The sequence below is a fragment of the Streptomyces sp. NPDC044044 genome (assembly GCF_056434405.1).
The window spans coordinates 95,783-117,277 of record NZ_JBWKFG010000013.1 but is presented as its reverse complement, the minus strand read 5'-3'; the positions used below and the strand labels follow the sequence as shown (position 1 = coordinate 117,277).

General features: G+C 67.5%; 20 protein-coding genes and 2 pseudogenes. 11 read left to right on the top strand and 11 right to left on the bottom strand.

The window, feature by feature from the left end; translation table 11 throughout:
* Positions 1 to 98: 98 nt before the first annotated feature.
* From AC07AG_RS39430 to AC07AG_RS39415, 4 genes are all read left to right on the top strand, one after another.
* Positions 99 to 953: an ABC transporter ATP-binding protein gene (locus AC07AG_RS39430; RefSeq protein WP_478761610.1), complete on the top strand. Its 855-nt coding sequence runs from the start codon at positions 99 to 101 to the stop codon at positions 951 to 953.
* Positions 935 to 2,110, top strand: coding sequence for a hypothetical protein (locus tag AC07AG_RS39425; protein WP_478761609.1), 1,176 nt, complete (start codon positions 935 to 937; stop codon positions 2,108 to 2,110). Before AC07AG_RS39430 ends, AC07AG_RS39425 begins: the two co-directional genes overlap by 19 nt.
* Positions 2,111 to 2,261: 151 nt before the next feature.
* On the top strand, positions 2,262 to 2,666 hold the full coding sequence (locus tag AC07AG_RS39420; protein ID WP_249587468.1) for a VOC family protein: 405 nt from the start codon (positions 2,262 to 2,264) through the stop codon (positions 2,664 to 2,666).
* 37 nt (positions 2,667 to 2,703) lie between these two features.
* Positions 2,704 to 3,903 (top strand): LOG family protein, encoded by a 1,200-nt coding sequence (locus AC07AG_RS39415; protein ID WP_478761607.1) that lies wholly within the window; start codon positions 2,704 to 2,706, stop codon positions 3,901 to 3,903.
* A 490-nt stretch (positions 3,904 to 4,393) separates the two neighbouring features.
* On the opposite strand, the gene AC07AG_RS39410 is transcribed toward AC07AG_RS39415, so the two are convergent.
* The 5 genes from AC07AG_RS39410 to rlmN all read right to left on the bottom strand — a co-directional run bounded on the left by AC07AG_RS39410 (position 4,394) and on the right by rlmN (position 10,530).
* On the bottom strand, positions 4,394 to 5,203 hold the full coding sequence (locus tag AC07AG_RS39410; RefSeq protein ID WP_478761605.1) for a maleylpyruvate isomerase family mycothiol-dependent enzyme: 810 nt from the start codon (positions 5,201 to 5,203) through the stop codon (positions 4,394 to 4,396).
* A gap of 102 nt (positions 5,204 to 5,305) precedes the next feature.
* Positions 5,306 to 6,322, bottom strand: a complete 1,017-nt coding sequence (locus AC07AG_RS39405) for an ABC transporter ATP-binding protein (RefSeq protein WP_478761604.1) — start codon at positions 6,320 to 6,322, stop codon at positions 5,306 to 5,308.
* An 83-nt stretch (positions 6,323 to 6,405) separates the two neighbouring features.
* A complete protein-coding gene (locus tag AC07AG_RS39400) occupies positions 6,406 to 8,106 on the bottom strand; it encodes an ABC transporter permease (RefSeq protein WP_478761602.1) in 1,701 nt (566 codons plus the stop codon).
* Positions 8,082 to 9,179, bottom strand: coding sequence for a thiamine ABC transporter substrate-binding protein (locus tag AC07AG_RS39395; protein WP_478761600.1), 1,098 nt, complete (start codon positions 9,177 to 9,179; stop codon positions 8,082 to 8,084). The genes AC07AG_RS39400 and AC07AG_RS39395 overlap by 25 nt, the downstream gene beginning before the upstream one ends.
* Positions 9,180 to 9,423: 244 nt before the next feature.
* Positions 9,424 to 10,530 (bottom strand): dual-specificity RNA methyltransferase RlmN, encoded by a 1,107-nt coding sequence (gene rlmN, locus AC07AG_RS39390; protein WP_249587471.1) that lies wholly within the window; start codon positions 10,528 to 10,530, stop codon positions 9,424 to 9,426.
* Positions 10,531 to 11,114: 584 nt separating this feature from the next.
* Here rlmN and AC07AG_RS39385 point away from each other — a divergent pair.
* Together AC07AG_RS39385 and AC07AG_RS39380 are read left to right on the top strand one after the other, a co-directional pair.
* A complete protein-coding gene (locus tag AC07AG_RS39385; protein ID WP_478761598.1) occupies positions 11,115 to 12,050 on the top strand; it encodes a nucleotidyltransferase family protein in 936 nt (311 codons plus the stop codon).
* A gap of 346 nt (positions 12,051 to 12,396) precedes the next feature.
* Positions 12,397 to 13,284 carry an SAVED domain-containing protein gene (locus tag AC07AG_RS39380; protein WP_478761596.1) on the top strand — a complete coding sequence of 296 codons (888 nt, stop codon included), beginning with the start codon at positions 12,397 to 12,399 and terminating at the stop codon, positions 13,282 to 13,284.
* A 305-nt stretch (positions 13,285 to 13,589) separates the two neighbouring features.
* Here the strand turns inward: AC07AG_RS39380 and AC07AG_RS39375 are convergent, their stop codons facing one another.
* Positions 13,590 to 14,252, bottom strand: coding sequence for a YdcF family protein (locus tag AC07AG_RS39375; protein WP_478761594.1), 663 nt, complete (start codon positions 14,250 to 14,252; stop codon positions 13,590 to 13,592).
* A 3-nt stretch (positions 14,253 to 14,255) separates the two neighbouring features.
* Positions 14,256 to 14,417: pseudogene (locus tag AC07AG_RS39370) on the bottom strand (GntR family transcriptional regulator); the annotation flags it as partial.
* A 16-nt stretch (positions 14,418 to 14,433) separates the two neighbouring features.
* Here AC07AG_RS39370 and AC07AG_RS39365 point away from each other — a divergent pair.
* From AC07AG_RS39365 to AC07AG_RS39355, 3 genes are all read left to right on the top strand, one after another.
* Positions 14,434 to 15,648, top strand: a complete 1,215-nt coding sequence (locus tag AC07AG_RS39365; RefSeq protein ID WP_478761593.1) for a helix-turn-helix domain-containing protein — start codon at positions 14,434 to 14,436, stop codon at positions 15,646 to 15,648.
* Positions 15,649 to 15,861: 213 nt separating this feature from the next.
* Entirely contained in the window at positions 15,862 to 16,122 is a 261-nt protein-coding gene (locus AC07AG_RS39360; RefSeq protein ID WP_478761591.1) for a hypothetical protein, read from the top strand.
* Between the two features lie 293 nt (positions 16,123 to 16,415).
* On the top strand, positions 16,416 to 16,859 hold the full coding sequence (locus tag AC07AG_RS39355; RefSeq protein ID WP_361055967.1) for a nuclear transport factor 2 family protein: 444 nt from the start codon (positions 16,416 to 16,418) through the stop codon (positions 16,857 to 16,859).
* 30 nt (positions 16,860 to 16,889) lie between these two features.
* Here AC07AG_RS39355 and AC07AG_RS39350 read toward each other — a convergent pair.
* Both AC07AG_RS39350 and AC07AG_RS39345 read right to left on the bottom strand, forming a co-directional pair.
* Positions 16,890 to 17,124, bottom strand: a pseudogene (locus tag AC07AG_RS39350) (hypothetical protein); the annotation flags it as partial.
* Between the two features lie 157 nt (positions 17,125 to 17,281).
* Positions 17,282 to 18,028, bottom strand: a complete 747-nt coding sequence (locus AC07AG_RS39345; RefSeq protein WP_478761589.1) for an SAM-dependent methyltransferase — start codon at positions 18,026 to 18,028, stop codon at positions 17,282 to 17,284.
* A 290-nt stretch (positions 18,029 to 18,318) separates the two neighbouring features.
* Between AC07AG_RS39345 and AC07AG_RS39340 the strand changes: the two genes are divergently transcribed.
* On the top strand, positions 18,319 to 18,837 hold the full coding sequence (locus AC07AG_RS39340) for a methanogen output domain 1-containing protein (protein WP_478761587.1): 519 nt from the start codon (positions 18,319 to 18,321) through the stop codon (positions 18,835 to 18,837).
* The gene (locus AC07AG_RS39335) at positions 18,834 to 19,589 is read left to right on the top strand and encodes a nitrogen regulation protein NR(II) (RefSeq protein WP_478761585.1); all 756 of its coding nucleotides are present in this window, start codon (positions 18,834 to 18,836) and stop codon (positions 19,587 to 19,589) included. Before AC07AG_RS39340 ends, AC07AG_RS39335 begins: the two co-directional genes overlap by 4 nt.
* A 79-nt stretch (positions 19,590 to 19,668) precedes the next feature.
* Here AC07AG_RS39335 and AC07AG_RS39330 read toward each other — a convergent pair whose 3' ends face one another.
* Together AC07AG_RS39330 and frr are read right to left on the bottom strand one after the other, a co-directional pair.
* A complete protein-coding gene (locus AC07AG_RS39330; protein ID WP_478761583.1) occupies positions 19,669 to 20,760 on the bottom strand; it encodes a phosphatidate cytidylyltransferase in 1,092 nt (363 codons plus the stop codon).
* 34 nt (positions 20,761 to 20,794) lie between these two features.
* Positions 20,795 to 21,352, bottom strand: coding sequence for a ribosome recycling factor (gene frr / locus AC07AG_RS39325; RefSeq protein WP_127829926.1), 558 nt, complete (start codon positions 21,350 to 21,352; stop codon positions 20,795 to 20,797).
* Between the last annotated feature and the right edge of the window lie 143 nt (positions 21,353 to 21,495).

Sequence of the window (21,495 nt, the reverse complement as noted above, 5' to 3'; positions counted from 1 at the left end):
ATCGTGGCCTGGATCCCTAGCGTGCCCAGTGACCGATCGGCCCCGCCTTCGTTCCCCCGTACGGGGGAGGCAAACTGATCTGAACCGAGGTGTACGTGATGGTGGCTCCGCCGGACAACGACGTGCTGTGGGCACGCGCCCTGCACGTCACACACAACGGCTCGCCCGCACTCACCGGCGTATCGCTGGGTGTGCGCGAGGGCGAGATCCTCGCCGTCACCGGCCCGCGCGGCAGCGGCAAGACGACTCTCCTGCGCTGCCTCTCCGGCCAGCTCCTGCCCGAGCAGGGCGAGGTCTGGTTCAACAGCACGCCGGTGCACACGATGGGGCCCGTGGTCCGCGAGCGTCTGCGCCGCGACCGCTTCGGCTGGATCGACCCGGAGCCGCACCTCGTGCCCGAGCTCACGGCCTGGGAGAACGTCGCGCTGCCGATGATGCTGCGCGACGCGTCGCACCGCGTCTCCAAGACCACGGCCCAGGAGTGGCTCGAGCGCCTCGACATCGGCGACTGCGCCCGCAAGCGCCCGCACGCGCTGCTGCAGGCCCAGCGCCAGCGCATCGCCATCGCCCGCGCCCTGGTCACGATGCCGTCCGTGATCTTCGCCGACGAGCCGACCGCGCCGCTGCACCGCGCCGACCGCGCCCACGTCCTTCGGACGCTGACGACCGCGGCCCGCTCGCACGGCATCACGGTCGTCCTGGCCACGCACGACGCGGAGGTCGCCGCCCTCGCCGACCGGACGGTCACGCTGCTCGACGGGAGGCGCGTGAACACGGTGCATCTGCCGGGGTCGGACGAGCCGACGGCACCGGCGGCCGGTGCCGCGGGGGCCGCAGGGGCCGCGGAGACCACAGGGCCCGCAGGAGCCGCAAAGGCCGCCGCCTCCGACGGCGACTCCGAGGGCGACTCCGACGAGGCGGAAGGCCGGGCCGCGTGCTCGCTCTCCGTCTAGCCCGCGGGGCCCACCCCCTGGTCCAGCTGCGCAGGCTGCTCGTCGCCGCCGCATCGGCCGGCACCGGCTTCCTGCTGCTGTGCACACTGGGGTACGCGATGGGACACCCGGACGCGTCCGGCGCGGCCCTGCTGCGGCTCGCCTGGTGCGTCGCGCCGATCGCCGCCACCGTCTACTTCGCCGTCACCGTCGCGCGCACCGACCCGGCGACCCGCCCGCGCTCCGGACTCTCCGCCGTGGGACTCGGCCCGGCCAAGCTCACGGTGCTCGCCGCGATCTCCACGGCCGTGGCGTGCACGCTCGGCTCGATGGTGGCGCTCCTGTTCTTCCTGCACCTGCGCGGTGATCTGACGGGCCTGCCGTTCGACGGCGCCGCGGCCGAACTGCTCGCCGCCGACCAGCCGTTGCCCCTCGGCGCCGCCCTCACCCTGCTCGCCCTCGTCCCGCTGACGGCCTCCGCCGCCAGCGCGGCCGCACTGCGCCCCAGGACCGCGAAGTCGGCCGACGAGCAGGACGAAGCACCCCGCCAGGACGGACCGGCCGCACCGGCCGCACCGCCGAGCGGGCTGCCCTGGGGGATCGCGCTCCTCGCGGCGGGCCTCGCCGTCGAGGCGTACGCGAGCCGCTCCCCCGGCGCCTCCGACCTCACGATGCCCGGCGGCCTGACCGGCAGCCCCGCCGGTGTGCTCGCCGGGTGGACGCTCACGGCGGTCGGCCTCACCCTCGCGGGCCCCGGCCTCACGTATCTGTGCGGGCGGATCCTGCAGGCGGTCAGGCCCGGCGCGATGCGGCTCCTGGCCGGGCGTGGGCTGCAGGAGGAGGCACGGCGGATCGGGCGGCCCCTCGGGGTGCTCTGCGCCGTGGGCTCCGGGGCGTACGCGGCACTCACGCTCTACTCCGGCGCACGGCCCGAGGTCGGCCCGCTGACCACGCTCGGCTCGCTGCTCGTCGCGGGCTGCGCGGTCCTCACCCTGGCCACGGCCGCGATCGAGGCCAAGCACGCGCGCTCGGACACGACGGCCGCACTGCTCCAGCTCGGGGCGCCCGCTTCGATGCTGCGCGGCACCGCGGCACTGCGGGCAGGCGTGCTCGTGGCCGTTCTCGGGCCGCTGACCTGGGTGGTCGCGGAGCTGGCCGCGATGCCGCTCGCGGCGTGAGCGGCCCCGCCGAACTCGCGGGAAGAGACCGGGAAGAAATTTCGAGAAATTCCGCGACGGGCGATGAGTTCTGCGTCGAACGTACGTCTACCCCTCCGTAAGACACGGAACGCACGCGCCACGCAGAACTCACCGCAACGGGAGACACCTCATGTACCAGCAGATGATCTTCGTGAACCTCGCCGTGAACGACGTCGACAGCTCGCGGAAGTTCTTCACGGAGCTCGGCTACACGATCAACCCGCAGTTCTCGACGGACGACTGCGCCTGCGTCGTGATCAGCGACACGATCGTCGCGATGCTCCTGAGCAAGCCGCGCTACCGGGACTTCACGAAGAAGGAGATCGCGGACTCGACGACGACCAGCGAGACGCTCCTGTGTCTGAGCGCCGAGAGCCGCGAGAAGGTCGACGAGCTGGTCGACAAGGCCGTGGCGGCCGGTGGCACGGAGGGCAAGACGCAGGACTACGGCATGATGTACGGCCGCGCGTTCGACGACCTGGACGGCCACACCTGGGAAATCATGTGGATGGACCCGTCCGAGGTCCAGGGCTGACGCCCGGCTCCCGGCGCGTCCTGCTTAGCATGGGCGGATGCAGCCGACTCCCGAACCCGCATCCGCCCCCGGCCCCGGCTCCTCGCCCCGACTCCCGGGCGGCGACCGCGAGATCGAGTCGCTGGAGGAGTTCGACGAGATCGCCGCTCGCGGCTCGCTCGCCGGGTGCCGCGTCCAGGCCATAGACCTGACGGAGCGTACGTCCGCGTTGCGGGCCTGCGACGCCACGGGCGCGGTGTTCCTCGGCTGCCCGATGGAGCAGGACGCCGTGGACGCGATGCGGACCGCCGGGGCGCTGGTGTTCCCGCCCGTCCCCGGTCTGCCGTTCGACCCGTATCGCGGTCTCCTCTACACACCGGACGAACTCTTCGCGGGACTCTCCGAGGGTGGGTACGAGGCGACTCCTGACGCCCGCGCGTACGCCTGGTTCCAGGAGACCAAGGCCGACGGCGACGTCTTCTCCTCGATGCTCCGCGCGATCCACGACGACTCGGTCTCGGACGCCCTCGACGAACTGCTCGTCAGCGCGCGGGTGGTGGGCGTCATGGGCGGCCACGCGATGGCGCGCGGCACGGAGGCGTACGAGGGTGCCGCGAGGCTCGGCCGCTCGCTGGCCCGCGCCGGGTTCACGGTCGCCACGGGCGGCGGCCCCGGCGCGATGGAGGCGGCGAACCTGGGTGCGTACGCGTCCGTCTTCCGCGACGAGATGCTGGACGAGGCGCTCGAACTCCTCGCCAAGGCCCCGTCCTTCACCCCTTCCATCACCGATTGGGCGCGCGCCGCCTTCGACGTCCGCGAGCGCTGGCCGTCGGGCGGCGCGTCGGTGGGCATCCCCACCTGGTTCTACGGCCACGAGCCGCCGAACGCCTTCGCCACCCACCTGGCCAAGTACTTCGCCAACGCCACCCGCGAGGACGGCCTCCTGGCCCGCTCGAACGCGGGCGTGATCTTCCTCCCCGGCGCGGCGGGCACGCTCCAGGAAATCTTCGACGCAGCAACCCCCAACTACTACGAATCCCGCGGCGAACCGGCCCCCATGATCCTGGTGGACCACGCCCACTGGACGAACCGCCTCCCGGCGTGGCCCCTGCTGCAGGCGCTGGCGCGGGGCCGGTCGATGGAGTCGAGGATCGCGTTGGTGGACAGGGTGGAGGAGGCACCGGGCGTGCTGATGTCCCTGCCGTCCGGTGGAGAGTCCAGCCAGCCCGGTGGAGTCTCCAGCCCGTCCGGCGTTTGAGGACGAACTCGGCGGAGCCGGTGATGACGGCGCCCAAGGCCGCGGCGCAAGAGCGAGTCTCCAGCCCGTCCGGCGCTTGAGGACGAACTCGGCGAAGCCGGTGATTGCGGCACCCAAGGCCGCGGCGCAAGAGCGGGCCTCCAGCCCGTCCGGCGCTTGAGGACGAACTCGGCGAAGCCGGTGATTGCGGCACCCAAGGCCGCGGCGCAAGAGCGAGTCTCCAGCCCGTCCGGCGCTTGAGGACGAACTCGGCGAAGCCGGTGATTGCGGCACCCAAGGCCGCGGCGCAAGAGCGAGTCTCCAGCCCGTCCGGCGCTTGAGGACGAACTCGGCGAAGCCGGTGATTGCGGCACCCAAGGCCGCGGCGCAAGAGCGAGTCTCCAGCCCGTCCGGCGCTTGAGGACGAACTCGGCGAAGCCGGTGATCAACGGCAACCAAGGCCCCTGCGCCGAGCGGGTTTTCGGGAAGGGGCGGGGTTGGGGAAAAGGCACTACCCGAACGAAGCCCGCTCCAGCCAGAAGTCCAGCAACCCCCGCTCCCCCAGCACCTCAACACCCCCGCTGTCGAGCGACCGCCGCCGGTAAAAGGCCAGCAACACCTCAGTAAGCGGCCCCCGCAAAGCGACGGTCGCCTTCTCATGCCCCCGCCGCCACACGAACCCCTCCTCACCGAACTCGATGACCCACTCGGCGTTCAGCTCCGAAGGCACATCGGTCGCATGCAGATGGATACTCCGCCCCACACCACGCAACTCAACCGCGCTGTCCCCCGGATCAGTCCGCTGCACGTACCGAACGATCTCCAGCCACTCATCGATCGCATCGACAGCGACATCCGGCGCGACCTCATACGCGACACCCGCGGCAATCGCCGCGTCCGCCCGGTGAATCGCCACCTCGTGCGTCATCCTCCGCGCCCAGAACCCAGCGCTCTGCGCCTCGGCCCAGGTCCACACCGGAGTATCGGCGCGCGCGCCGGCCAACGTCTTGGTGACCAGCTCGGCCCCCTCGGCCAGCCAGGCGTCGAGAGCGGCGGCGTCGTCGCCCTCGGGGCCGTGGATACCCGGGACCTCTTCCTCCGGGATGTCCCCCGTGGCCCGGGTGGCAACCAGCCGCTCCGCCCACCGCACGGCACCGCCGACATGGCGGGCGAGCTGCCCCAGCGTCCATTCCGGACACGTCGGCACGGTGGCCGCCAGGTCCGCCCCGGCCAGCGTCTGTCTCAAGAGGCCCAGCTGGACCGCGACTTCGGCGCGGTGGCGGTCGTACTCCATCGTCGTTGTCGTCATGGGTGTCGTCATGTGCCGAACCCTAGGCAGATCCCCGGGCTACCCACACCGCATTAAAGCCGCGGCCCACCCACCCAGACACGCACGCCGCGACCCACCTCACCCCACCCCACCTCAGCCCAGCACCACGACATCCCCCGCATCAAACGCGACCCCCACCGTCTCCCCCACCCCAGGCGCATCCCGCAACGCACAGGCCGCCTCAAGGCGCGGCCCCACCCGGGGCTCCAGATGGACGGCGACATGAGTGCCACGGAAGGTACGCGCCGTCACCGCGCACGGCAGTCCCTCATCGGCGGGCACGAGCCGCACCCCGGCCGGCCGCACAAGGAGCCTGCACCGCCCGTCCGCCGCGTCCTCCGGCACCGGAACCTTGCCCCAGACGGTGTCCGCCACGTCACCGGCCACCGTCGCGTCGACGACGTTGTCGAAGCCGAGGAAGCGCGCCACGAACTCGTCAGCCGGATGCCTCCAGACCTCAAGGGGCGTACCGGACTGGGCGATCCGCCCCTCCCTCATCACCACGACCCGGTCCGCGAGGGCGAAGGCCTCGCCCTGGTCGTGCGTGACCGCGAGCACGGTCGTGCCCAACTCGTCGAAGAGCTCACGGAGTTCGACGACAAGCCGCTCGCGCAGCGACCGGTCGAGCTGACCGAGTGGTTCGTCGAGCATGAGCAGGCGTGGCCTCGGCGCGAGCGCACGCGCAAGCGCCACCCGCTGCTGCTCTCCGCCCGAGAGCGAGGCGACGGCTCGCCGCTGCGCACCCGGCAGCCCCACCAGTTCGAGCAACTCGGCCACCCGGTCGGCCTGTTCGCCGCGCGACGCCCCGTGCATCCGCAGCCCGAAGGCGACGTTGCCCGCCACGTCACGCTGCGGGAACAGCTGGTGGTCCTGGAACATCAGGCCGACCCCACGCTTGTGCGCGGGCACACCACGCTGGTCCTTCCCGCCCAGCAGGACCTGCCCGGCGTCGAGCTCCTGGAGCCCGGCGACCGCACGCAGCAGCGTCGACTTGCCGCTGCCGCTGGGCCCGAGCACGCACACGATCTCGTGCGCGTCGACCGCGAGCCCGACACGGTCGAGCACGGCACGCGCCCCGAACCGCACGGTCGCATCGGCCAAGGTCAGCAACCCTGCACCCGCACCACCGGAACCACCGGCACTGGCACCGGCACCGGCCCCCACACCCACACCCACACCCACACCCACACCCATCAGAACTCCCCAGTCGTGCGATCGGTACGGAGCCGTTCGAGCAGCAGCAGCGACACCGCGCACACCACCATCAAGATCGTCGAAAGTGCCATCGCCTGCCCGTAGTTGAGCTCCCCGGCCCGCCCGAGCAGCCGCGCCACGGCAACCGGCAGCGTCGGATTGTCCGGCCGCGCGATGAACACGGTCGCGCCGAACTCCCCCAGGGACACGGCGAAGGCGAACCCGGCGGCGATGAGCAGCGCCCGCCGCACCATCGGCAGGTCGACCTCCCGCCACGCCCGCAGCGGCGAGGCCCCGAGCACGGCCGCCGCCTCGCGCAGGCGTCCGTCCACCGCGCGCAGGACGGGAAGCATGGTGCGTACGACGAAGGGAACGCCCACCAGGGCCTGCGCGAGCGGCACCAGGATCCAAGTGGACCGCAGGTCGAGCGGAGGCTTGTCCAGCGTGATCAGGAACCCGAAGCCGACCGTCACCGCGGACACCCCGAGCGGCAGCATCAACAGCGCGTCGAAGCCGCGCACCAGACGACCGGCCTTCCTGGTGAGCGCCGCCGCCGCGAGCCCGCCGATCACCAGGGCGATGGCGGTGGCGGCGAGCGCGTATTGAAGCGAATTCCAGACCGCTTCGATCGGCGGCACGAGGAAGGCGCCCCCGTCGGCCGAGGTCAGCTCCTTGTAGTACGTGAAGCCGTAGCCGGCGGGACCGCTCAGCGACCGCTCGATCAGCACCCCGAGCGGCAGCAGTATCAGCACGGCGATCGTGACCATGACCCCGCCGAGCAGCGTCCACTGCCCGGCGCCGCGCGGGCGCCGCGCGACCACGGACGCGTCGACCAGCTTCAGCGCGGTCTCCCGCCTGCGGACGGTCCACGCGTGCACGGCGAGGATCAAGCCGACCGCCGCGAACTGCACGATGGTCAGGACGGCGGCCGTCGACAGGTCGAGCAGCTGGGCGGTCTGCCGGTAGATCTCGACCTCGAGCGTCGAGTACGCCGGTCCGCCGAGGATCTGCACGACACCGAAGGAGGTGAAGGTGAAGAGGAAGACCATGAGTGAGGCGGCGGCGACCGCGGGACCGAGCGCGGGCAGCGTCACCGTGCGCCAGGCGGTCCACCGCGAGGCGCCGAGCATCCGCGCGGCCTCCTCCTGACGCGGGTCGAGCTGCGACCAGAGCCCGCCGACCGTCCGTACGACGACGGCGTAGTTGAAGAAGACGTGCGCGAGCAGAATGGCCCACACGGTCGTGTCGAGCCGCACGCCCCACATCTCGTCGAGCAGACCGCCGCGGCCGAGCAGCGCGAGGAACGCGGTCCCGACGACGACCGTCGGCAGCACGAACGGCACCGTGACGACCGCCCGCAGGATCTGCTTGCCCCTGAACTCGAAGCGCGCGAAGACGTACGCGCCGGGGAGCGCGACAAGCAGCGTGAGCGCGGTCGACGCGAGCGCCTGCCAGGTGGTGAACCACAGCACGTGCCGGATGTCGGACTGCGCGAGGACATCGACGATCCGCCCGAACTGCCACTCCCCGCCCACCTTCAGGCCGCGCGCGACGATCGCGGCGACCGGATAGGCGAAGAAGACCGCGAAGAACGCGACGGGCACGGCCATGAGACCGAGCCGCGCCGCACTCCCGCGCGAGAGTCCCTTACGACGACGACCCTTACGGGCCTTGCTTACTTCAGTACGAGCGAGGTCCACGACTTGACCCACTGCTCGCGGTTGTCGGCGATCTTCTTCGGAGCCATGGTCTCCGGCTTGTCGATCGTCACGCCGTGCTTGACGAACAGTTCGGGCAGCTCGGCGGTCTCCCGCACCGGGTTCACGAACATGTTCAGCGGCATGTCGTCCTGGAACTTGGTGCTGATCAGGAAGTCGAGCAGCGCCTTGCCACCCTTCTCGTTCTTGGCGTTGCTGAGCAGACCGGCGTACTCGACCTGCCGGAAGCAGGTGCCGGTCGCGACGCCGGTCGGCGCCTCCTTGGGCTGCGGCTTGGCGTAGAGCACCTCGACGGGAGGCGAGGAGGCGTACGAGACGACGAGGGGCCGGTCGCCCTTGGCCTTCTTGCCGCCCGCGGAGCCGGAGAATTCCTCGTTGTAGGCCTGCTCCCAGCCGTCGACGACCTTGACGCCGTTGGCCTTGAGCTTCTTCCAGTAGCCCTGCCAGCCGCCGTCGCCGTACTGGGCGGCGGTACCGAGCAGAAAACCAAGACCGGGCGACGAGGTCGCGACGTTCTCGGTGACCAGCAGATCCTTGTAGGCGGGCTTGGTCAGATCCTCGAAGGACTTCGGCGGCGCCAGCTTCTTGTCGGCGAAGTACTTCTTGTCGTAGTTGACGCAGATGTCGCCGCTGTCGACGGGCGTCACCCGGTGCTTGTCCTGATCGACGCGGAACTGCGGGACGATCTGGTCCGAGCCCTTGGCCTCGTACGACTGGAAGAGTCCGTTGTCGAGCGCGCGGGAGAGCAGGGTGTTGTCGACGCCGAAGAAGACGTCGCCCTGCGGGTTGTCCTTGGAGAGGATCGCCTTGTTCACGGCGGCGCCCGCCTCCCCGTCCTTGAGGACGTTGACCTTGTAGCCCGAGCTCTTCTCGAACGCCTTCAGTACGTCCTTGGAGACGTTGAAGGAGTCATGGCTGACGAGCGTGACGCTCTTGGAGTCGTCCTTGCCGCCGCCCGACGACTCGCTGCCGCAGGCGGAGAGCGCGACAAGCCCGAGACCGACCGCGATCGCGGTGACCGTGACCTTCTTCTTGGTGGTGCTCACTGAATTCATTCCTCCTGGAGTGACCAGGAAGAGACGCGGCCCTGCCCGCGGACCGGTCCGGACCGGTCCGCGGGCAGGGCGCAACAGCTTGAGTGATGACCGAACTTCCTACCCGGAATGACCCGGGCAAGGTTCAGAGGGTCTGCGGCCAACCTGTCCTTGGCTGCCGCACTCTCAGCGCTGTGGCGCTCCCCTGTCGGATATGAAGATGTGTTCCGGCTATGAAGTTGTGTCCAGTTACGTTTCGGCCAGCCTAACGCTCGGACGCGGCGAGCTGACCGCACGCCCCGTCGATCTCCTGGCCGCGGGTGTCACGAACCGTGACAGGCACCCCATGAGCGGCGATGGCATCCACGAAGGCCTTCTCGTCCTCGGGCCGGGATGCCGTCCACTTCGAACCCGGCGTCGGGTTCAGCGGGATCAGGTTCACGTGCACGGGCTTGTTCTTGAGCAGCCGCCCGAGCCGGTCACCGCGCCACGCGTGGTCGTTGATGTCGCGGATCAGCGCGTACTCGATCGACAGCCGGCGCCCGGACTTGGCCGCGTACTCCCAGCCGGCATCCAGTACCTCCCGCACGTTCCACCGCGTATTGACGGGTACGAGGGTGTCGCGGAGCTCGTCGTCGGGCGCGTGCAGCGAGATGGCGAGGCGGCACTTGAAGCCCTCGTCGGCGAACCGGTGGATGGCGGGCACGAGCCCGACGGTCGACACGGTGATGCCGCGCTGCGAGAGCCCGACACCGTCCGGCTCGGGATCGGTCAGCCGGCGGATGGCGCCGGTCACCCGGTTGTAGTTGGCGAGCGGCTCGCCCATCCCCATGAAAACGATGTTGGAAAGCCGGGCAGGCCCGCCGGGGATCTCCCCGTCCCGCAACGCCCGCATGCCGTCGACGATCTGGTGCACGATCTCGGCGGTCGACAGATTCCGGTCGAGACCGGCCTGCCCCGTCGCACAGAACGGGCAGTTCATCCCGCACCCGGCCTGCGACGAGATGCACATCGTCACGCGGTCCGGATAGCGCATGAGCACGGACTCGACGAGCGTCCCGTCGAAGAGCCGCCACAACGTCTTGCGCGTGGTGTCGTCGTCACAGCTGATGTGCCGCACCACGGACATCAGCTCAGGAAGCAACGCCTCCTGCAGCTTGCCCCGCGACCCGGCGGGAATGTCGGTCCACTGCTCCGGGTCGTGCGCGTACCGCGCGAAGTAGTGCTGCGAGAGCTGCTTGGCGCGAAACGGTTTCTCGCCGACAGCGGCGACGGCTTCCTTGCGCTCGGCGGGCGTGAGGTCGGCGAGATGCCGCGGCGGCTTCTTGGCTCCGCGGGGCGCGACGAAGGTGAGTTCTCCGGGTACAGGCATGGTCCATCCAGTGTCGCAGACGGCGGGGGCCCGGCCAGGTCACCGTGTACGGGTAGCGGTCGCCACTGGTCGTCATTGGTCACTGTGGGCCCCCCTTGGACGGCCCACAGATGGCCCGGGAGTACTCGGCTGACCTGGGATAAGGGACCACGGCGCCTCGTACCAGGCGCCCGCCGCAACCACTCGCGATGCGCGTCCGGCCGCGCTCACCCGGGGGAACAAGGTGTCTCCCGGTCACCCGTCCCTCATCAGGAGGTGGTGTCACCACTGCTACGAGCTGTCCGGGCTCCTTCCATCGTCGTCCAGCCGCATCCAGTCGTGGACCAGCTCCGCCAGCCGCTAGATCGCGGACCAGGCCGAACTGCGGGGCAGTGAGCTCCCTCTTTACCAGCGAAGGGGCCCAAGCACATCGCGTCCGCTCACCCCTCAGACTTCGACAGCGTGAACGAGATCACCTCGCGAACAATGGATCTAACAAGGCTCTGCGTCAGGGGGTGGCGTGACATCATTGGTGCATCAAGAGCACCCTCTTCGAGTGCGATTTGGCGGCGCACCGGGGAAAGTTCAAGCGAAAGGAGGTTCAGATGATTCACGGCCGCACTTTCGCACACCAATCCTGCGCCGTAGTGGAAGAACTAGAACCTCTCCTACTTGAAATCGACTACCAGATAGCAATTACAAATGCCGAATACGCTGAGGCCAAAGAGCGCGTAAAGGTGCTCAGATCGGCGCTCGTTACCGCCTTCGGGCCCGACGTCTACGTTAATGGAAGCATCGAGCATGGTGATGCCCTCAGCCCTCTTAATGACGTAGATCTGGGAGTCATCCTCGGAGAACCCTGGGCAACCAGCGAGCGACGCCATAGCCCCACAAGAATCATGCAACATGTAAGTGAAGTCATCGAGACACAGATTGGCGAGCGTTACCCGGGGCTATCAGCAGACTTCACGGATCAAAAGAGGGCGATTGTAGTACAGTTTGGGTCTACGACAAAAAAACCCTTTTGTGATTTCACGGCTGACGTAATCGTGGCCCTTGATTACCCGCACGGGGCAGGAGTCCTCATCCCCAACCTCCATCACGACGGCTGGGATAGATCAGACCCAATTCGGCATAGCGAAATAATTCAACAAGCAAATCGAGAAACTGATTTTTCATTTAACGCTGTGGTGCGAATCATCAAACAATGGAATCGCCAGTGCGGGCGACCCCTGTCGTCATGGAATATCAAAGCCCTGGCCCTTTCATGCATCTCGCAGCCCACGTGTCTGGTTGAAGGTGTACACACCTTTTTTCATCACGCGCACTCTTCCTTGAGCGCTGGCCTGACACCGGATCCTGCAAGAATTGGCGCGCCTATCGGTTTGGAGATGGCCAGATGGGAGGTTCTTGACCGCCTGGGTGCCGTCTGCGCAGTTCTCGATAGGGCGATATCGGATACTGCATCAGGCGATGTACACAAAGGTAGAGAATCAATTCGCGACCTTTTTCTAGCACCCCAAACATCCGAAGCTTCTTAGCGAAGGCTGGACAGTGAGCTCACAACCAGCACGTCGACCTCGCCAAGTTGGCACACGCCCACACCTGAGGGAATCCGAGAAGCGGCGAGTATGGGTTAGGTCTGGCGGCCGGTGCGCGATCTGCAATAGGGACCTACTCGACGGAGGCCTGACGAGCGAGCCGGTTTCACTAGGCGAGCTAGCGCACATCGTCGGGCAGCAGGAGTCTGCAGGATCCCCGCGCGGGTTAACTAACTACCCGAAAGAAAAAAGAGACCTAGCCGATAACATCATCCTTGCGTGCGGCGATTGCCATACTGAAATTGATGATCCCGCAACCTTAAGTATCTTTACGGTCGAGAAGCTCATGGACGCCAAACGCAGCCACGAAGAGCGGATCAAGCACGTAACTGGCCTTGAAAACGATCGAAGAACTGTAATCTTGCGAATGATTGGAAAACTGCGCGGGACTCCCTTAGAGCTCGCACAGAGAACGGCTATAGAAGCAGTTCTCGCGTCCAGCGACCGCTTCCCATACTTCAGGCTTTCCTACGATCGATACGGCCTCGAAATCGATCTACGGCACCTGTCTGGCGAATGTTCACGGATGAACGAATTCGGTCGCGACTCGGCCCCAACAGCAGAATATTATAGCGCTGCGAAAGCCATGGTCGACGAAGTCGTCGACCATGCACTCCACGACGGATTGAAGAAGGGCCACGTAGAGCACGTAAGCGTCTTTGCCTTCGCGCGACTCCCGTTGCTTATTTATCTAGGCAGAAAGCTGGGAGATGGCTACGGGATCGATTTCTATCAGCGACATCAAACCACGGACTCATGGGCGTGGCCCAGCATAGAACCCCCCGTAAACTTTACAACTGATACACCGAATGCTGCCGCTGGAACAGAAGCTATCCTTCTCGCGAGTATTTCCGGAACTGTCCATGAAGATGAAATCCCGCAACACTTGAGGCACTTCCCTGTGTTCCGAATTCAGCCGATTGGCAGAACTCCGTGTGGCGGCATTATTAACTCAAAGGCCACACTGGAAAATTTGCGCCTAACTTATCGAGCATTTTTCGGTGAGCTTGAGAAGCACTACAAGAAAGTCGTGCGTCTTCACTTGTTCGGCGCATTACCGATCTCTGCCGCGATTTCCCTGGGGCGCGTACGCGATCCAGTAATTCAGCCCTCGATCGTCACGTACGACCGAGTTGACTATGGAACGTATGTAGAAGCGATTGAGATTCGCTAAGTCCAGCCGCGATAGGCATGCTGTCGCGCGCGAACGACGGGCGCCGCCCATGGCGTGGTTGCACATCGTCGCGCCGCCGTCGTAGAGCGTGACGCCCTCCGCGCACGTCTGAAAGACGAGCCCCGAAGCGACTAGTCGCTACGGGGTCCCGCTGGGGCCGACAACTAAGCCTGAGTCGAACAGCAGCGCGCTCGACGAGGCGGTACGGCCGTCGAACGAGCGCAAGCGCGTGGCGGCCTGCTCGCACCTGCAGCCTGGCCTTGAACTCCATGCGAAAGAGACCCGAGCGAACTGCCCTCACGATTTCAGCTCCTAGCTGCATCTGGCAGCAGGCGGCTTGTAAATCCCTCTCCGCGCAGACGCTCGTAGGCTGCCTGCACATTTCGTGGAACTTGCTGCTCGATCACGAACCCCTGCTCCGGGTAGACCAGGAGCCGCTGTTGCGCCCCGACAAGCATGTCGATGAGGAGCCGCGCATCCTGGATCGAGTCGACGTACTCCGCGAACGTCATGACCGCAGACGCACTCACCCACGTCACGCCGGGCCAGACCTTGCACGCTGTGGCGTAGGACCGACGCTCTTCGTATGGCTTGCTGACTAGTAGCGCAGACTCAACGGACACCCCACGCGCTTCCAGCAAGGCCCGAGACAGCGCAATGTTCTCGCCGGTGTTCCGAGCTTGCGGCTCGACGAGGATCGCGCCCGCTGGCACTCCAAGCTCCAAGGCCCGCTCGCGATAGTGCTCGGCCTCGCCTTTGGGCATCGCCTCTCGCGTCGTACGGCTGGTGGCCCCGGTGAAGACGATCAGCGGAGCCAGGCCTCGGTGATACAGGTCAGCCGTGACGTCAGCTACGCCGAGATCGTGACTGCCGAGCCCGATCGCCACCGAGCATCGCCGGGGTTCGTGGCCCATCAGTTGGCAGTCCCAGAGTTCCTGCGCGTCGGCCCACGCCTGTACGGAGATCACGCCTTATCGCCTTCTTCCCTGCGCCGAGTCGGGCGCCTTGAAGTCGTTGGACCACGCGAAGGGCGTGGCCGCATGAACGCCGATGGCGAACTCCACCACCGTGTCATCTGCGGTGCAGGTCATGCCATGCAGCTCGACGATCCATTCCGTGGCCGGGAGCTGAACCGCGTACGGTGGCAGCGTGGCAAACGAAGATCTGGGGCGGACTCTTCGCCGCTTGCGCCGTCTAGCCAGCCTGACGCAAGAGGAATTGGCCGAGCGCTCGGACGTGTCCGTTGATGTAATCCGTCAGCTTGAGCAGCGCCGCAAGCACTCGGCACGCTTGCCCACGCTTCACGCCTTGGCGAACGGCCTCGGCGTGGAGCTGACGACGCTTCTGGGGGACCCTCCTGCCGTCGCCTCGACGGGAGAGAACGACGGGCCGCGCTTCGTGGCGGTGCGCCGCGCCATCATGCCGGCGCTCTGGGGACCGGAGCCGAAGCCACCAGAGCCCGGCTTCTCGCTGACCGCCCTGCGCGAGCGGATCGCGGATGGCTGGACGCAGTACCACTCGGCCGAGTTCGACACGGTGATGCAGGCGCTGCCGGACATGATCTCGGACGCGCAGACGGCCACGGTGGCGAGCAACGACGATGATCGGGGAGCCGGTTTCGCAGCGCTGGGCAAGGTCCTCCAACTCGCCGGGCACATCGCCGTACGCATGGGGAAGACAGACCTAGCGCTCATCAGTTTGGAGCGCGCCATAGACGCCGCGGGGCGATCCTCCGACCCCCTGCTACGCCCCATGATCGTCAACTCCGTTGCGTGGACGTACCAGCGGCAAGGGCGCCTCGGGGACGCCCTGAGCATCGCCCTGCACGCCGCCGACGACACCAAGGACAGCGGGCACACGGGGACCGCTGACGGGCTGAAGGTCTGGGGTGCGCTCACCATGTCCGCCGCCACGTCGGCCGCGCGCAGCAACGACTATGAGCGGGCAGCTGCGTTGATGGCGCACGCCGAGAAAGAAGCCGCCCGCGTGGCCAAGCTGCCGCAGGGTAGCGACAGCCGCATGGTCAGCGTTTTCAGCCCGTCATCGGTGCGTACCGAGCGCGTCCGCCTGGCCGTCCAGTACGGGCATCCCGAAGAGGCCCTGAAGCTGGCCAGGGGAATGCGGCTGAGCAAGGACACCCCGCCATCATGGCGGACGTGGCTGTTGCTGGACGTAGCCCGAGCCCATACGGACCTTGGGTGCGCGGGAGAGGCTGTGAAGTCTCTTGAGTCGCTGCGTCGTGTGGCTCCGACCTGGATGCAGCACCACACGTTGGCCGTAGCCATCGTGCGTGACCTGTGGTCGCTTCCCAACCACCCTGCCGGGCTACGGTCATTGGCCGAGTTCCTGGGAGTTGTCGAATAACGTCGCAAAAGTAGGACGCCACATCCCTGTCACTCTGTGTAGCGCACCGATTCCATGAGTCGTACAGCGCCCCGGCGACCGCGTGAACGGTCCCGAGGCATGGCCGACTGAGATGGAGTCGACATGGGCGAGAGTACGGGCCCAGCATCCGGCGCGGGAAGCAGAACGAGCACACTTCGCACGCGGCCGGTCGAAGTACCAGACCCTGCCGCCTTGTCCGTGGCGCAGACGTGCGGCCGTGCCTGCGTCTGGTGCGCCGTCGCTCTCTGCACGGCGACGGCCGTAGAGCTCGGCGAGCGCAGGGGGAAAGACGACTTCGTCTGGTTCCCCCGCTCCTGCCGACTCTGCGCCTCCCGGCCCGCGTACCTGGAGCTCCTCGCCCACATACAGAGCTGCGAGCAGTGCGCCGACGAAGCCGCCCGCTGCATCGAAGGCAGCGCTCTGCGGCGGACACTGAGGGAGGCGCGACGATGAGCGCAGGTACATGGTTCTGCGGGCACTGCGATCAGCCGATCACCCAAGGCCAGAAAGTCAGAACCTTCGCGAAGGTCTCTATCTCGGCTGGCGGCATCACGGTACGACTGCACGAGAGCTGCGCGATACGAGCCGGGTACGTCCGGCGCACACCCCGCTAGGACGTGTATCGGAAGTGGATCTTGGTGGTGGGCTTGCCTTACTTCAGAGGTAATCGACTCGGTGTGCCTGCACGGACAGGATTAGCGATCTCTCCGCGTCGGAGGACGCGGACCAGGACGGAGAGGTCAGCCATGTCCATTGCCGCAGCTACAAACACGCGCACTGTGGTTGAGGAGTTGCTGCGCAGAATCGGCGAGGGCGACCCCGAGCGCATCGCCGAGCTGTACGCCGAGCAGGGCGATTGGAAACTCGACTGGCCGGAGGCCGAGCACGGCCGTACTGCCACTCCGTGGATCCGTCACCGGTTCACCCGGGCCGACGCGGCCGCCCACTATCGCGAGCTTGCCGAGTACCACGTGCCGGAGTACGTGGCGACTGAGGTCGAGCGCATCCTCATCGACGGGAACGACGCGGTCGTGCTCGGCGAGATCCGTCAGACCGCCCGGCCCACGGGCCGTGCGTATCACGCGCGGTTCGCCTTGCATCTCACCGTCGAAGACGGCCTTGTCACCCGGCACCATATCTATGAGGACAGCCTCTCCGTCGCCCAGGCATTTGAGGTGGGGAATCAATGAAAGGCCACCGGGGCAATCGCGAGCTGCTGGTCACAGCCACTCGTCGATGGCTGCGATGAGGACGGTGGCCTCGTAGCGGACCGCGAGTTTGTCGCATCTCGTGGCCACAGCCCGGTGCGGGATGGTGCAGCGGATGAGAGTCGCCGCGCTGTCCGGCGACGATCACGATAGACATGGGCTTCTGGCCTTGCTCGACGGCCAGATGGAGCTTGGTGGTCAGGCCGCCGCGCGAGCGCCCAAGGCCGTGATCGTCCGCCACCGTCCATCGGTGGCGCACAGACATTCGAACACGTGACCTGATCTGACCGTGGCGCCCACGCAAGCGAGCCCCGGCAGATGACGCCGGGGCTCACTCGGAGTGGTGTGTCCGCGGCCCCGCGTCAGCGGACCCGCCTCACCGGCCCCGCGTCAGCGGCCCCGCGTCAGCGGTTCATCAGGGCGAACACGCCCCACCCGAGATATTCGCGCTGGTACCGGGCGTACTGGACGGGTCCCGTGGCGAGTTCCGTGCGCAATTCGTCGGCGAGCTCGTCGTCGGGGTTGGCGTCCAGCCAGCGGCGGGTGTTGAGCCACTGGGCCGCGACGTACCGGTCCCAGCTGTCCTGGTCGGCAAGGACCATCTCGACGACATCACAGCCCAGTGCCCCGAACTGTTCCAGCAGCTCCGGCAGCGGGAGCAGGTCGTCCTTGCGGGTCAAGTGGCAGCCCTCGACGGTGGCCTGGTCCTGAGGCTCGCGGCGCCAGTACGGTTCGCCGATCAGCATCATGCCGCCGGGAACGAGACTGCGTCGCAGGAGATCGACGGTCCCTGCGACGCCGGAGCCGATCCAGGTGGCGCCGACGCAGGCCGCGATGTCGACGGGGTCGTCGGCGACATGGCCCGATGCGTCCGCGTGCACGAAGCCGACCCGGTCGGCGACGGCCAGCTCGGTTGCCCGCGCGCGGGCAGCCTCGAGGAAGACGGTGCTGATGTCCACCCCAGTGCCGGTCACGCCGTGGTCGCGGGCCCAGGTGCACAGCATCTCGCCCTTGCCGCAGGCGAGGTCGAGCATGCGAGCGCCCGGCGACGGGCTGATGGCCTGCCCCAGGATGGCCAGCTTCTCGCTGGTGAACGGGTTGCAGACGCGATGACTGCTCTCGCGGATGGTGAAGCTACGTGGCAGATCCACTACGGGGATTCCTTCGGTCCGTGGAGGTGAGAACGGTTGGGCAGAGCGGCCGACGGGAGTGGGCCGCGATTACCTGGACCGTCATCAAATGCACCTCTTCGAACTCGTGAAGGCTGGGACCGGGCGAGACTAAGGCCGCTGTGATCACAGCGTCCATCCCTTTTTCCGTCCTTGCCCGCATCCGGCGGCCTGACGAAGTCGGTCGACAGCGCATATCACAGTGCGCCATCATTCGATGACACAAGGTGAGAGTTGCGTGCCGAGTGACTCCACGGCGAGGGGGCCCCTCAGTGGAACCGTCCGAAGCACCCATCGCCCTCGACCGCGACGTGTTCATGCGCAGCCTGATCCGTGAACTGGCACGCGTGCTCGAGGACGTGGTCGGCCTGGAGGAGGCGGCGGGCTACGTCAGCCTCGTCAGCCAGACCATCGGCGACGACATCAACAGCCAGTACACGAAGGCGCTCTCGGTCGACCGTCTGGACCGCGCGCAGGTCGCAAAGGTCATGGTGGACCTCAAGAGACGCCTCGGCGGAGACTTCTACGTCATCGAGGAGGACGACCGGCGCATCGTCCTCGGCAATCGCGTCTGCCCGTTCGGCGAGAAGGTCGTGGGCCGCCCGTCCATGTGCATGATGACGTCGAACGTCTTCGGGACGATCGCCGCGGACAACCTCGGCTACGCCCGCGTGGAGCTGGAGAAGACCATCGCCCGCTGGGACGTGGGCTGTCGGGTCGTGGTGCACCTCCGGCCGCCTTCCGACGCGGAACAGGCCACAGGGCGCGAGTACTACGGCGATGCCCTGTGACCCGTGATGACGACTCCCTGACGCTCTTCCGCAAGATCACCGGACTGCTCACGGAGCCGGTCCTGCTCGTCGCCGCCGATACGCGCGTCCTGGCCGCGAATCCCGCGGCGGCCCGGCTGCTTCCGGGCGTCGGGGACGCCATACCCCTGAGCGAACTCGTCTCCGAGTCCGCCGAGGACGTCGCCGGCATCGTCCGGCAGTGGCTGCGCACCGGCCATCCGACACCGGCCGGCCTGACCCTGCACGGCTTCGACGGCGCGCGGCTGCGCTGCCGCTGCTTCGGTGCCAGGGCCCAGTGGATGCCCACCCTGACCGTGCATGTGCGAGCCGTCCGCATCGACCCCGGCGACCGCTTCCTCACCCTCAAGGAGCGCGTCAACGCCCTCGAACGCGAGCGCACGCTGCGCTTCCGCGCCACCGAGGACCGCATGCAGCTCACCGCGTCCCTGGCCGCCGCCCACGCCAGGCTCGACCGCCTGCACGCGCTCGTCCGGGCGGTCGCCACGGCCGCATCGGCCACCGCCCTCGTCCAGTCGGTCGCCGAGCACGCGCCCCCGGTGCTCGGCTGCAGGGAAGCCGTCCTGCACCTCACCCCTGCGGCCCCCGCCCCTGCCCGCCCGCGCCTCCAGGTCCCGATTCCTCCGTACGCCACCCTCGTCCTCACCACGGACAGCACCACGGACAGCGCGCCTCCGCCGGACCATCTGGAGTCGGTGACGGCCCTGATCAGCACGGCGCTGAGGAACCTTTAGCCGCCCCGACCGCCGGCGCACGCGAAAAAGGCCCGCCGTCCCATAGACAGCGAGCCCTTCACGTACAGCCAGGCGCAGGTCAGCCGGACCCCACGAAGATGACAAGCAGCAGCCACACCACCGGCGCGGTCGGCAGCAGCGAGTCGAGGCGGTCCATGATGCCCCCGTGGCCGGGGAGCAGCGTGCCCATGTCCTTGATGCCGAGGTCACGCTTGATCATCGACTCGCCGAGGTCACCGAGCGTGGCGCTCGCGGCGACGGCGAGGCCGATGAGCAGCCCCTGCCACCACGTGCCGCCGTCGATCAGGAACTCCATGCACAGCGCGCCGCCCGCCATCGCGAACGTCACCGCTCCGACCAGACCCTCACGGGTCTTGCCGGGGCTGATGCGCGGCGCCAGCTTGTGCTTGCCGAAGCGCCAGCCGATCGCGTACGCACCGGTGTCGCTGACGACGGTCAGGAGCAGGAACGTGAGCACCCGCATCGCGCCGTCGTCCGCGGTGAGCATCATCGCCACGAACGTCGCGAGGAACGGGACGTAGAACGCCGCGAAGACGCCTGCCGTGACGTCCTTCAGATAGCCCTCGGGCGGCTCGGTCATCCGCCAGACGAGCACCGCGAGCGCGGTGAGCGCCATGGCGACCCAGGCGCCCTCGGGCCCGCGGACGTACCCGGCGACGACCATCGCGGCGCCGCCCACCGCGAGCGGGACCAGCGGCGCCTTGATGCCCTTGCGCTCCTCGAGCCGCGAGGTGAGCTCCCAGAGACCGACCACGACGGCGACCGCTATGACGCCGATGAAGACGGCCTTCACGATGAAGAGCGACGCGACGATCACCGCGCCGAGCCCCACGCCGACTCCTATGGCCGCCCCGAGATCACGACCCGCGCTCTTCTTCTGCGGCGCCTTGGGTGCCTGAGGCGCTTGAGGTGCCTGCGGCGCCTGAGGCGTACGGGGCGCCTCGGGGGCGGGCTGTGATGCGCTGGGCATGGGCTCCTGGGGTACTTCAGGCATGTCAGGCACGATGGGCATGGGCTGCGTCTCTGCTGGATACAGGGCGTCATGCGCATCGTACGCGGGACCTGCCGGGACAGCCCCTTGAGCAGGGCCCTGGTCGGGCGGCCCCCAGTACCCGGTTCTGGGAGGCGCCCCCCAGGAAGAGTCGTTCACGGATCGGATTCCTCAGTCCTCAGACCACGAGCCCTCAGACCTCGAGCAGCTCGGCTTCCTTGTGCTTGAGCAGCTCGTCCACCTGGGCGACGTACTTCGCGGTGGTGTCGTCGAGCTCCTTCTCCGCGCGACGGCCCTCGTCCTCGCCGATGTCGCCGTCCTTGATCGCCTTGTCGATCGCTTCCTTGGCCTTGCGGCGGATGGAGCGGATCGAGATCTTGGAGTCCTCGGCCTTGGTCTTGGCGACCTTGATGTACTCCTTGCGGCGGTCCTGCGTCAGCTCGGGGAACGTCACCCGGATGATGTTTCCATCATTGCTGGGGTTGACGCCGAGGTCGGAGTCGCGGATCGCCTGCTCGATGTTGCGCAGCGCGCTCTTGTCGAACGGGGTCACCACGGCCATCCGCGGCTCGGGCACCGAGAACGAGGCGAGCTGATTGATCGGCGTAAGGGCGCCGTAGTAGTCAGCCACGATCTTGTTGAACATCGCCGGGTGCGCACGGCCTGTGCGAATCGCGGCGAAGTCCTCCTTGGCGACCACGACGGCCTTCTCCATCTTCTCCTCGGCCTCGAGGAGGGTCTCTTCGATCACCACTTGCTCCTGCGTGTTGTGAGTGGGCTGGGGGCGCCCCCACACGGTGAAGTAGGGGGAGTCCATGGGGCGTCGGCTGCGTCGCGTCTCTTTCCCTGCACCGTGTCCGACCGGCAGGGCTTTGTCCATCCCTCGGGGGCGTC